This is a genomic window from Bartonella sp. AP19HLJMH (assembly GCF_042196245.1).
In the GTDB taxonomy this organism is placed as follows: domain Bacteria; phylum Pseudomonadota; class Alphaproteobacteria; order Rhizobiales; family Rhizobiaceae; genus Bartonella.
Genome location: NZ_JBHIPX010000023.1, coordinates 1 through 13,420, shown reverse-complemented (window position 1 = coordinate 13,420; position 13,420 = coordinate 1). Strand labels below are relative to the sequence as shown.

Here is a 13,420-nt window from a genome sequence, read left to right as displayed (position 1 = left end):
CAAATATTGCCAAACATAACCGCAACCATCCTCACAACCGATATGCGAAATCATCCGTCTATTGTTTGTATCAACGTATCCTCCAGACGTCTTAGGAGAAGGCGCTTGATTGCCGACAATACTGGTTGCTTGATTACTTCCATACATGCATGGCGAAAACTCATCACTCGTCAAAAATCTCTTACTAACAGACCAAAAATCAAAGGCATGATTCGCATAGCTACGATTGCTCGTAATCGGAACACCATATGCCGACTTTGCATTTACACCTGTCCCTGATTGAAGATAAATATCAACCCAAATATTATGCCACGGATTGTAAACCATCCCTTCTGGACTACTACGTGGGCGGTGATTTAAACACCAAACAGAATTGGGCAAAATATCCCCCGCTTGATAACCCGATAAGAGATGACCTTCAATCTCACCAACATCCGCACATAGCGTATGAAATCCACCGATCTTTTCAGAATTATCCTCTGTATAGCCATCAGGAGCCGTCAGATTTTGCGAAAGCTCAAAGGATAGCTCATTCGTCTGATCTTTTAAGATGAGATATATAATAATCCTTTCCTGCTTCAAGATCTTCGTCAAAAGTCATCCTTCCACGCCCTAGAACGCGGTAAAAGAGATACCTACCCCCATTCTCTTCACCATGATAAAAGCGAAAACATGCCCCGTCATTGATCACAAGACCTTTTCTATTTTTCGGATCGGCTTCCAGAATTCTGTCAGGTTGATGAAAACGCACATTCTCTAAAAAATTAGTGGAAAGAGAACCTACCTTACTTTGAAGTTCAGAAAGACTGTCACTGTTCCTCTGTGCCTTCTCTTGAACTTCTATCAATGCACTCTTCGCTTCTTCCGCTAACACTTTTGCCTCAGAGGCGGCTGTATTCGCAGAATTTGTCGTTGCTGTCACCGTGTCTAATGAACTCTTGACCTCTCCAAGCCCTCGCTTTGTCGTATCAGCCTCTTCTTTTGCTTGCTCCGCAACATTCATCGCTTCTTCCGCTGTTATCTTCGCAGTCTCAGCTACTTCCTTGGCTTCTACAACCAAAGGTTCTACCTTATCTGCCTTAACCTGCGCTGCTTCATAAATGATCAGATCAAATTCTGATAAACCGTATTTCTCTTGCGCATCCGCAATCACTTGGATTAATTGGTAAGTAGCAAACACCACGGTCATTGCATTCGCTAAGACTTTATTTGTTTTTTTCAAAGCTTTTGAACATCATTTGGTAGCTGATAGAGCCAAGATCTGAGACATCGAGTTCGACAACAGCATCTTTGTTTTACGACGCTTGCCAACTTATGTATCAGAATACACCACAAAGGAATGAAACAGTACTTCTGTATAGCGTGTCCATTCTCTTATCGTTTATGACATCAAAGCCAGAAAAGGCACGAGAAACAAAACACGCTCTCCAGTTCCGGCTATTTATTGTGCTATCTTAAAGCTGGTAAAAATCTTCTCCGTTCCAAATGCCATAATAAGTTTGCCACGGTCTGCTTCTTTTTAATCATCACAGACTTTCTCATACTTTTGGATTTGTTGAAAAGTTATCCCTAATTGGTGCCCTAATTGCTTTTACGACATTCCCAGCATTTTTCTTTGAAAGCGATTTTTTGCCTATAGAAATGTCGTTAAAATGTGGCTTTTTGCTTTTCACTTTCAAGTCCCCCGCCGGTTGCGAGCACCCTCGCATTAGTATTCCGAGAGCCTGAAAGTATTGAATACGAACCAGATTTTTACTTTTAGTGCTCATAGCACCTAGACATAGAAAAATATCCCATAATTCCGAGACACCCACAGAGTGGGCTCATTTATGATCGAACTTTAGGGCTTTCAGACCCTACTAATCGCTGCGTAGACGAGCAAAATCACTCTTTAAGTAATAAAGTAATTTCAGGAGATTAGCAATCAAAATGAAAATAATCTCAAAGACTATAAGATTGAGCACTCTTCAAAAGAGGATAATGCGAAGGGCTGTCATCGTGGTTAGTCATTAACCCACATAATGCTTCTTTTCCAGAAAACGCAAAACGCGATATAAGAAAAAATGTTGTTTGCAAAGTTTTCTCTTGCCTATACAAAGAGAAAATGAAAAATTTGGAGGGCTCCCATGATAAATGACATCTACTGTGTTGGATACAATTATGTTGAACATGTTCATGAACTAGGTAATGTTGTTGAAGATGAACCTGTTATCTTTAGCAAGCCAAAAAGTTCACTCGTTTTAGGCAATGAAATTTATCTCCCTGATTTTTCCAAAGAAATACATTTTGAAACCGAAATTGTGCTCAAAATCTCAAAGGACGCTTTCATGATCATGGAGGCAGAAGCAGAAGAATGCTATGATGCCGTAGCAATAGGTCTTGATCTCACCGCGCGGGATTTGCAAACAAAACTGAAAGAAAAAAAGCTTCCTTGGCTTTTATCGAAAGGATTTAAAGGCGCTGCATACGTCTCTGACTTCATAAACAAGGAAAAAATAAACAACCCAATAACCTTTGCAATGAAGTTGAATGGCGAAACAAGACAAGTTGGCAATACGAAAAATATGATCTTTAGCTTTGAGAAGATAATCTCATTTTTAAGTCACTACATTCAGCTAAGACGTGGTGATCTCATATACACAGGCACTCCACAGGGTGTCGGAAAACTTTCTCAGTTTGACAGAATAGAATTGTATCTCGAAAATCAATTAATTTCAGAGCTAAAAGTAAAATGAATCATCAAATACTGACCTTTTTCCTTGTTTCATTTTTTTAGTCATCTCACCGGGGCCGAATATGGCCCTTATCATCGATAATGCAACGAGATTGGGAAGAAAGAACGCATTTGTAAACGTTTTAGGATTGTGTACAGCAACATATGTGCATGGGGCATTTTCCACACCTAGGTGTATCAGCGCTCATTCTCAACAACAAAACGCTGTTTTTTTTAGTAAAACTCATGGGTGGCAGCTATTTATTATACATGGGCTTTAAATCAATTAAATCTGGAATACACAGCTTAAATTCAAAAGAAAGAAGTTCAACGAATGAAAAGCATGCTACGAGTTAAACAAAGCTTTTAACCAGCTATATGGACGGTTTTCTGACACAAATACTAAACCCCAAAGTATCTATATTTTACATAGCAGCTTTTCCAAAATTCTTAGCTTCTGGAGGTAGCATTAAAAAAGGTTTTGAACTTGTCACAATACATTCTTTCAACATCTTTGCATGGTTTACTTTAATGACCATTTTTATATCATTTGCCAGTACCGCCTTAAAAAAGCAGCGGGTAAAAGGCTCGATTAACATTGCGACAGGAACAGTTTTATCTTTGATAACAAATTGTAAAGTTAATAGAGCAATCTTTTCCTGATTCTGTCTCTCACTATGAATAGCTCAATCTCTAACAGAGCTTATACAATCCCCAGTTCTTTTTTCTTTGTATAACTGAATTACGTTGCATTTCTTTATCATACTCTCAAGGACGTTTGTGTAAACTTTGTGTAAACAATGTGAGTTTCTCGCAACATTTTATAAAATGTTACCAATATCTAAACAAAATCCTTATTCATCACTTTTAAAAAAATAAGCTATGATATTCCTCTTTTCGTTTATGAAACAAAAGTAACTTTTTGATTTATGATAGCACCATACAAACAAAAAAATGATTTAAAAATCATTTTAATTTTCCATTAAAAATTGTTTCTTAAACTAAGATGAGAACTCTCGAGTGCTACTTGAGCAAAAAGTAAACTCTCACCATTATGAATAATAATAAATAATGCACTGATTACAAATAATAAGTTTCAAAAAATTATAAAAACTCCTGACAACTTTCTGAAATAATTTTAAAAGCCCCACGTCTTTTAATGAACAATTAATTTGTTATTCATAACAATAAAAAGCTCCCCATTCAAATATCTGTTACGTTATTTAAGAGGAAAACATTCTCTTTTTTCAAAACCATATTCCTAAAACATATTCTTTTCTTTATCCACACAAAATCCTAAAAAACGTTTTTTTCCTTTACACCTCATTTATATCATGCTTCGATACAAAATAATGCTTTTTTAGTGTAATTTAATCTCAAAATAATTAAAGGGAACCCCCAAAAAATGAGCTACAAACAAAATTTAAAAGATAATTCTCAGAATAAGTTACAGCGTGGACTACACAACCGACATGTACAACTTATAGCCATTGGTGGTGCTATTGGAACAGGTCTCTTCATGGGGGCAGGAAAAACAATTAGTGTAGCAGGTCCTTCCATCATACTCGTTTATGCTATTATCGGTTTTGCTCTATACTTTGTCATGCGTGCTATGGGAGAATTGTTGCTTTCTAATTCACAATACCGATCTCTTGTTGATTTTTCAACCGATATGCTAGGACCGGGAATCGCTTTCTTTGTTGGCTGGAGCTATTGGTTGAGCTGGGTTGTAACTGGAGCTGCTGACATTATTGCCATCATCACTTATATGAACTTTTGGTGGCCAACACTCAATCCATGGTTTACCGTTTTTACCTGCATTAGTGTCTTTTTAATCTTTAACCTCTTTGCCGTGAAACTATTCGGTGAACTTGAATTCTGGTTTGGTCTTATCAAAGTCGTCGCAATTTTAGCATTAATTGTTGTGGGATTTTATATGATCGTTACGGGCTTTACCTCTCCCAATGGTACGGTTGCTTCTCTCAATCACGTATGGAACGATGGCAATATCTTTCCGCGAGGAATGACAGGTTTTTTTGCTGGATTTCAAATTGCCATTTTTTCTTTTGTTGGTATAGAAATTGCTGGAACAACCGCTGCTGAAGTAAAAGAACCTAAAAAAGTTCTCCCCAAAGCAATTAATGCAATACCGATCCGTATTGTACTCTTTTACATTTTTTCTCTCGCTGTAATTATGTCTGTCACACCTTGGGATCAAATTGTTCCAGATAAAAGCCCCTTTGTCTCGATGTTTTGGCTTGCAGGCATTCCGATAGCTGCTGGCTTGGTAAACTTTGTCGTTATTACCTCAGCTGCCTCTTCAGCAAATAGTGGTATTTTTTCTACCAGCCGTATGATATATGGACTTGCAACACAAAAAGGTGCCCCTCCAATTTTAGGTAAACTTTCCAGATACCATGTTCCAGCCAATGCTCTATTCTTTTCCTGTTTATGTATTTTAATAGGGTATACAATTGCCTCACTCTCTCCAAGCCTCATAAGTGCTTTTACAATTGTGACAAGCATTTCAGCTATTGCATTTTTATTCGTATGGTCTGTAATTTTGATTAGCTATATTGTGTATCGTCGCAATCGCCCTCATCTACACGCTGAATCCATTTATAAAATGCCAGGAGGTGTTATCATGTGTGGGATAATTTTAGTTTTCTTTGTTTTCATGCTCTATTTGTTGACATTAGAAGCTGATACTCTACTAGCCTTAAAATATAGTATATTCTGGTTTGTTTTCTTAGGTATAATGTATTTTATGTTTGTAAAGAAAAAAATAACTCAAGGTAACAAATAAAGTCTATACATAAAAACATCTCAAAAAAGGGTAATTTTAGTTACCCTTTTTCTACTTAACCTCCTCCCCAAACATCAAAAAACGACGATTCCTACCGGCACCGGTTTGTAAACAATCCGGCTTATTAAGGGGGAATGCTGCTGATCATTTATATGGTTCACCTACATAAGGCTCTATGGGCTAGCCCTGCCCTGAACACTCACCACCCATTCTAAAAATACTTAATGCGTAAAATGTTATATGCTTTATATCACTACTCTACACAACAGTATTTTACTGCACAATAGGATAAGAAACGAGCTATTCTGTAAAAAATTCTCTATAAACTTCACTGACATTGTTTACTAATAAAACATGAGATTTATCTAAAACTTTCCCCCCAAAAAAATTTATATTCAATTTTTTATCAAAATTAAAAATATAGCTCTAAACAGAATATATCTTAATAGCTATCTGCAATAAAAAAAGATTCTATGAAAATATTTTTCTATTTGTAATAAATTTTAAATATTAATACTTAAATGTAAATTTTAAATATATTTTTTAATGTTTTAAATAATAGTTTAACAATTTAAACTTATTTTATTTATATACAAAGTTTTATATTTAATAAATTTACAATTTTATTTATATTTTTATACAGATAACAATATCTATAAATAAATAATTTTAAATATAAAGATATTTATATAAAAATTACTATAAACAAATATACATAAATATAAATTATTATTTATATACATATAATAATAATATATAATATAAATTATATTATATATTATATATATTACTTATGTATAAAACATAAAAAATCAAAAAAATATAATACAATTTATCTTTTTTTTCTTATATATAAAATAATTATTCCATTAATTAATAATGTTTTTGCTTTATTCACATATAGTCATAGAAAAAAATTCCTTTACTCCTTAACCATAGCGTGTTCCGATAGAAGGAATTACCTTTTTTAGGGTAATTTTTATTTAAAAATAACTAAGGAGAACTCCCCAAAAATGAACAAACAAAATTTAGAAAAAAAACCTAAGAAGAAATTGCAACGTGGACTACATAACCGACACATACAACTTATAGCCCTTGGTGGAGCGATTGGAACAGGTCTCTTCATGGGATCAGGAAAAACAATCAGTGTAGCAGGCCCCTCAATTCTACTCGTTTATGCAATTATTGGTTGTGCTCTATACTTTGTCATGCGTGCTATGGGAGAGTTATTGCTTTCTAATACACAATACCGATCTTTTATTGACTTCTCAACCGATCTTCTAGGGCCATGTGCCGGATTCTTTATCGGCTGGACATATTGGTTGTGTTGGATTGTCACTGGAACTGCTGAAATTATTGCTATTGTCACTTATACACACTTTTGGTGGCCTGAGCTCAATCCGTGGATTCCTGTTATAATTGGTCTTATGTCCTTTTTAATTCTTAACCTCGTCGCCGTAAAACTATTTGGCGAACTTGAGTTTTGGTTTGGTTTTATCAAAATCGTAGCAATTCTAGTCCTAATCGTTGTAGGATTTTATATGATCTTTACCGGTTTTGTCTCTCCAAACGGTACGGTTGCTTCTCTTAGCCATATATGGAACGGTGGGAATATTTTTCCGCGAGGAATTACAGGCTTTTTTGCTGGATTTCAAATTGTTATTTTTGCTTTTGTTGGCATTGAACTCGCTGGAACAGCTGCTGCTGAAGTAAAAGAGCCTCAAAAAGCTTTACCACAGGCTGTTAATTCAATACCAATCCGCATTGTATTCTTTTATATATTCTCTCTTCTTGTGATTATGTCTGTGACGCCGTGGGATCAAATCAGTCCAGAAAAAAGCCCATTTGTAACAATGTATGCACTTATTGGTATCCCAACTGCTGCAGGTTTGATGAACTTTGTTGTCCTCACAGCTGCTGCATCTTCAGCAAATAGTGGAATTTTTTCTACCAGCCGTATGATATATGGGCTAGCAACACAAAAAGGTGCTCCTAAATTTTTAGGAAAACTTTCTCGTAACCACGTTCCAGCCAACGCATTATTCTTTTCATGTATATGCATCTTATTTGGTTATGCCGTTGTATCGTTATCTCAAACACTCATAGCTGCTTTTACAATTGTTACGACAATTGCCGCAACTTTGTTTATATTTGTATGGTCTATCATTTTGATCAGCTATATCGTCTATCGCCGCAATCGTCCTCTCCAGCATACTGTCTCTCCTTATAAAATGCCAGGAGGTGTTGTTATGTGTTGGGCGCTTCTTGTTTTCTTTGCATTCATTATCTATTTATTGTCATTAGAAGCTGACACTGCCATAGCTTTAAAATACACTCCAGCATGGTTCATATTTTTAGGAATTGTATACTTTCTTTTTGGGAAAAAGAATTATGCAAAAAATTAAAAAATAAAGCTTATATTACAAAAAACATATAAAAAGGGTAACTAAAGTTACCCTTTTTATATTTATCTATAAAATTATAAAAGCTATTGACAAAATATCTCTGTAGAATCTTCAATTACGCTCTTTATCAACCAAAGCATTCGATTTTATCCAAGGCATCATAGAACGAAGTTTTTTACCCACTTCTTCAATAGGATGATTATCATTTAAACGCCGCATACTTTTAAAATGAGCAGCACCAGCTTTATATTCTTGAATCCAATTCGATGTAAATTTACCCGTTTGAATATCTTTCAATATACGTTTCATTTCTGCTCTGGTTTCATCCGTAATCACACGTGGACCAGACATATATTCACCCCATTCAGCTGTATTAGAAATCGAATAATTCATATTTGCAATGCCCCCTTCATACATGAGATCAACAATCAGTTTAACCTCATGCAAACACTCAAAATAAGCCATTTCCGGCGCATAACCTGCTTGTGTTAATGTTTCATAACCTGCTCGAATCAATTCAACAAGACCACCACAAAGAACCGCTTGTTCACCAAAAAGATCAGTTTCGCACTCTTCTTTAAATGTTGTTTCAATCACCCCAGCACGTCCACCACCAAGTCCACATGCATAAGATAATGCTACATTATGTGCATGCCCTGAAGCATCTTGCGCCACCGCTATTAAGCAAGGAACACCACAACCCCGTTGGTATTCATGACGAACTGTATGCCCTGGACCTTTAGGAGCAATCATCACAATATCAACGTTTTTTTTAGGTTCAATCAAGCCAAAATGAATGCTCAAACCATGCGCAAAAGCAATCGCTGCCCCATCGTGTAAATGATCATGAATATGTTCCTTATAAATATCAGCTTGCAATTCATCTGGTGTTGCCATCATGATGAGATCTGCCCATTTTGCTGCTTCAGCAACACTCACCACTTCAAAACCATCAGCCATGGCTTTTTTAACTGTTTCCGACCCTGAACGCAAAGCTATTTGCACATTTTTAACACCAGAATCTTTCAAGTTTAAAGCGTGCGCACGCCCTTGAGAACCATAACCAACAATGGCTACTTTTTTCCCTTTAATGAGATTAACATCCGCATCACGATCATAATAAACACGCATAAAAAATTCCTTCTTTCTCTATTTAAACTGGATTTCAGATTATTTTTATTCAATAAGAAACATTATCTACAGTGCATCACACACTTATAAAGACAAAAAACACCGCTTATAAGAACACAGCAATTGAATAATTTTAAAGTTTACATATTGCATAGAAAAAACTGTAGTCCCCAAACATTCCTAAAACATATACGGATCCCCAAATAAACTTCAACTGCTATTCTACAAAAACAATAATTACACAAAATAAGATTTCTAAAGAAAATTTAGCTAATATTCTACTCTTTTATCGTGCAACAAAACGCTATATTCTAAAAATTAAGATACAACATACAATCTTTAACATGAACCAAATCAATACGGATAGCAAGAAAAATTACAAAATAACAAGTATTGTTTTAATACAACCTTCAAAAGCATATACAACAATATCTTTAGAATAATAGAGAGGATGTTTTTACTTTTTACGTTCTTTAATATCCACGCCTCTCACACGAAGAAGCCCCCCATACGGCTATTATGTTATCCATTTATGGCACCTTATAAAAAAATTTTAATATGCTCAAGCCCTTTTCAAGAATTCCCTATAATAGTGTAAGATTTATTGCACATCACTCTCTTTACTTCATAAAGCTACAAGTCGATATCATCATTCTATTTAACAGCTCCTATTGCATTAAGCTTATTCATAAGGAGATTTTACGTTATACTATTTACAGATAACCCAAAAATGCGCTCAAATATCAAGAAAGTTTGTGTATTGATCCATTAAAATCCTACGCATTCCTTTATAAGGGAAATACTTTCAAAACCCTATTTCTTCTCCATTCAAAGAAATTATAATAAGAAGATTTTAAAACTTCCTCATAATGGATAGTACAAATAAAAAACATCGCATACACTCAAAAACAAAAGATAGAAAGCAACCAATAAATAGAGGAACAATAGAATATTTATAATGCACGATAATAGTGCTATTTATCTCAACATATATAAAATTGTTTTTTAAGATAAATTGGCAAACCTCTATAAAAATTTCTTTTCCAATTTTTATAGAGAGAAAAAGATTACGATAATAACCGGATAAAACGCTGAACAGTCTCATGTATTCCATACTCTAATGCATCAGCAATGAGCCCATGGCCAATAGAAACTTCATCAAGCCAAGGAATATTTTTGACAAGAGCAGGAAGATTCATAAGTGTCAGATCATGCCCCGCGTTTATACCTAACTGCAACTCTTTTGCTCTTCTTGCTGCTAAAACAAGTTTATTGAGCTCTTGATCTTGTTTTTTTTTATCCTGAAATGCACCACCGTAAGGTCCCGTGTAAAATTCCACACGATCAGCGCCCATTGCTTTAGCAATATCAAGACCATCGACAGTAGGATTAGCAAAAAGGGATACACGAATCTTTCTGTTTTTTAAATTCTGAATAATAGGTGCTAAAAATTCTGCATCATGAGTAAAATTCCAACCATGATCAGACGTTGACTGATCTGGATCATCAGGAACAAGGGTAATCTGATCCGCATAGTTTTTAGCGATATCTAAAAATTGATCACTGGGATAACCTTCAATATTAAACTCAGCAGTAGGAAAAGTGTTCTTTATTAAACAGTATATATCTGGCAAATCCGAAAAACGAATATGCCTTTCATCAGGGCGCGGATGAACCGTCAAACCTGCTGCTCCAGCAGCAAGCGCTATATGCCCAATATTCGTTATACTTGGCCACGGAAGATTACGTCGATTACGCAAAACAGCAACAGCATTAAGATTAACCGAAAGTTTTACCGCCATACCCATTTCCATTTTTTATAGTGTGTAACAAGATAGAAAAAAGGCATTTTCCATCTGAAACTTAGATGATATACACATTTTTCTCTATCGAACAATCGTTAAACGCTCTGCTGCGCGCGTAATTCCCGTATAAAGCCAGCGCGCATACATATCACGAAATGCAAAACTTTCATCAAACAAAACGACATTATTCCATTGAGAACCTTGCGCCTTATGAACCGTTAATGCATACCCATAATCAAAATCATCATATCGCTTTTTTAATTGCCATGAAATTTCTTGATCAGGGTTTTCAAACGCTGCTTTTAAAAGTTTAATCTTTGCTACCCCACGCTCACTTTCTTCTGGTTTCACAAGAAGATTAATACTTGGTTTAACGGTCTCCTTCTGTGAAGTCATCACCTTCCATAAAGAGCCATTCAACAAACCTTTAATCGGATCATTTCGCAAACACACCAGCTTATCTCCCGCTTGTGGATAATCTGCTGTAAATCCCTTTAACACACGCAAACGCTGATTATAAAGGTGGCGTGTACGATTAACCCCTACCAAGACCTGATCAGCATCCAAAACCAATTGTTGATTGACCTCTTTACGTGTCACAACGCGCGCTTCTCCATAGTCACCATAAGCAATATCGCGTCCTTCACGTACATCCATAGCAAGACGTATAATCGGATTATCGCGCGCTTGCCGATGAATTTCTGAAAGAAGAAAATCTGGTTCCCCATTAGAAAAAAAGCCTCCACCTGATATAGGAGGCAATTGACCTGGATCACCAAGAACAAGAATTGGCGTTCGAAAACTCATTAAATCACGGGCCAATTTTTCATCTACCATCGAGCACTCATCAACAATAATGAGTTTAGCTTGTGCAGCAGCACTTCTTCGATTTAACGTAAATGTTGGAGCAATAGATTTTTTTCCTGTTATTTCATCGGAAACTTCCTCTTCACCACGTGGACAATAAATTAGCGAATGAATCGTACAAGCATTGCTTGCACCTTTAGAACGCAAAACCTGCGCCGCCTTCCCTGTAAAAGCAGCAAATTGAACAGAACCATCAACTGTCTCTGCAAAATAGCGCGCAAGCGTCGTCTTACCCGTCCCCGCATAGCCAAAAAGGCGAAAAAGAGGAAAACGCCCTTCCTTCAACCACGCGGCAACAGCCTTCAATGCATTATCCTGTTCCCGTGAAAACTGCATAGCTTACCAACATAAGATTTGCATAAAAAGAGCAGTATTTTGAAAAAAAACGACTATCAAGAAAAACCTTTTTATTAAGAATTGCTGACACACGCCCATCTAACAACTTTCGTAGCACAATTATCAATTATTTACCCATTGTTTTTTCAAGATATTGTAACAATCTAAATTTTATCTATACATCGATCTTCTTGGTAACACCTTATGCGTATCAAATAAAATATCATTTTTTACAACAGTAACACCAACAATGGAAGATGCATATCTTAAATTTAAAATAACACCTCTATACGCTTTTTCTAACCAAAATTTAGAATGAGAAAAAGAGCATTGCAATTGCAAAACCCTCACTAGAAAAAATGTCCTTAACAGGATAAAAATAATGTAATTTTTGAACGCTATTTTACACAATCAATCAGCTTTCTTGCACATAAAAATAAAGTACATCCACTATTACGAAATAATAATTAAATATGTCAAAAACCTTTTGGCAAAAATAGAAATAGCTCTCAACAAAACGACTTAATCCTATGATGATACACCTATAAAGTTCCTATCTCCCTCTTATCATGATTTTAATAAATTTACTCTTCATGCTACAAATATGTTATATCTCAACGAATAAAGAGAGACATCACGCTTATATGAAGCACGCTTTATCTCGCACAAATATGGAGCTTTTTCTGTTTCAACAATAAAATATGGTTCGTAAGTATGGCCTTCTTGGTAGTCTATTATAAGAAAACTGGGACATGGTTTCATGTCCAGCGTAGCATTTCAGGTTCGTCCTCTAGAATATGAGAAAAGCGCAATTCTCCATCGACTGAGTCAAACTTTTTCTTTTTGTCACAATGTTTTAAAGTTTATAAAAACTAACTGATTAATGCTATTCTTATTGCTAGAAATAACAAGACCTCTTTTTATCTATATAGATAATTGATTTTATATATCTTTTTAAAAGTACGGGATACGTAAATAAAAGTTAGGGAATAGGATTTTTAACATTTCTCTATAAAGCACGCTTCGCACAATGTTTCTAATGTTTCTTTGAAGTCTGCTAACGCTTCTTGATGTAAGCCATCTAAAAGTCTCATAAACGCAACAACAGTTTCACGTTGCAACGGAGTAGAAGGCTTTATGATGATGCTTTTTCGACAAGCATAAGCTGCTTTCCTTAAGAGTAAAGCCTTCTCTTTATCTAAACCATAAAGCTCTATGATCTTTTCCTCCAGTCCTACAGGAACAGATTTTTTGCCAATCTCGACAGAAGATAAAAATGATACAGATATGTCTAATTTCTTAGCCATATCTAAGAGGCGTTCTGAGTGATCAATGCGAAGTTTCCGTAAAATTTTAC

Annotated in this window: 9 protein-coding genes and 2 pseudogenes; 4 read left to right on the top strand and 7 right to left on the bottom strand. The window is 35.4% G+C overall.

What is annotated here, in order from left to right; genetic code table 11:
• The 3 genes and pseudogenes from ACFINR_RS08640 to ACFINR_RS08630 all read right to left on the bottom strand — a co-directional run.
• Positions 1–594 (bottom strand): hypothetical protein (locus ACFINR_RS08640; RefSeq protein WP_375654064.1); only part of this gene is annotated, 594 nt, incomplete at its 3' end.
• Positions 530–1,222: a hypothetical protein gene (locus ACFINR_RS08635; RefSeq protein WP_375640996.1), complete on the bottom strand. Its 693-nt coding sequence runs from the start codon at positions 1,220–1,222 to the stop codon at positions 530–532. The genes ACFINR_RS08640 and ACFINR_RS08635, both read right to left, overlap by 65 nt.
• Before the next feature lie 372 nt (positions 1,223–1,594).
• Positions 1,595–1,769 (bottom strand): annotated as a pseudogene (locus ACFINR_RS08630) (transcriptional regulator); the annotation flags it as partial.
• Between the two features lie 357 nt (positions 1,770–2,126).
• Here ACFINR_RS08630 and ACFINR_RS08625 point away from each other — a divergent pair.
• From ACFINR_RS08625 to ACFINR_RS08610, 4 genes and pseudogenes are all read left to right on the top strand, one after another.
• Positions 2,127–2,735, top strand: a complete 609-nt coding sequence (locus ACFINR_RS08625) for a fumarylacetoacetate hydrolase family protein (protein ID WP_375613397.1) — start codon at positions 2,127–2,129, stop codon at positions 2,733–2,735.
• A gap of 143 nt (positions 2,736–2,878) precedes the next feature.
• A pseudogene (locus ACFINR_RS08620) lies at positions 2,879–3,376 on the top strand (LysE family translocator).
• 742 nt (positions 3,377–4,118) lie between these two features.
• The gene (locus ACFINR_RS08615) at positions 4,119–5,519 is read left to right on the top strand and encodes an amino acid permease (protein ID WP_375654061.1); all 1,401 of its coding nucleotides are present in this window, start codon (positions 4,119–4,121) and stop codon (positions 5,517–5,519) included.
• Between the two features lie 1,013 nt (positions 5,520–6,532).
• On the top strand, positions 6,533–7,924 hold the full coding sequence (locus ACFINR_RS08610; protein ID WP_375612029.1) for an amino acid permease: 1,392 nt from the start codon (positions 6,533–6,535) through the stop codon (positions 7,922–7,924).
• Positions 7,925–8,035: 111 nt separating this feature from the next.
• Here the strand turns inward: ACFINR_RS08610 and ilvC are convergent, their stop codons facing one another.
• From ilvC to ACFINR_RS08590, 4 genes are all read right to left on the bottom strand, one after another.
• Positions 8,036–9,055: a ketol-acid reductoisomerase gene (gene ilvC / locus ACFINR_RS08605; RefSeq protein ID WP_375612028.1), complete on the bottom strand. Its 1,020-nt coding sequence runs from the start codon at positions 9,053–9,055 to the stop codon at positions 8,036–8,038.
• A gap of 1,067 nt (positions 9,056–10,122) precedes the next feature.
• Positions 10,123–10,857 carry a pyridoxine 5'-phosphate synthase gene (locus ACFINR_RS08600; RefSeq protein WP_375632585.1) on the bottom strand — a complete coding sequence of 245 codons (735 nt, stop codon included), beginning with the start codon at positions 10,855–10,857 and terminating at the stop codon, positions 10,123–10,125.
• A gap of 84 nt (positions 10,858–10,941) precedes the next feature.
• Positions 10,942–12,063, bottom strand: a complete 1,122-nt coding sequence (locus tag ACFINR_RS08595) for an ATP-dependent RecD-like DNA helicase (protein ID WP_375654058.1) — start codon at positions 12,061–12,063, stop codon at positions 10,942–10,944.
• Positions 12,064–13,061: 998 nt separating this feature from the next.
• A partial coding sequence (locus tag ACFINR_RS08590; protein WP_375654054.1) for an XRE family transcriptional regulator occupies positions 13,062–13,420 on the bottom strand: 359 nt, incomplete at its 5' end.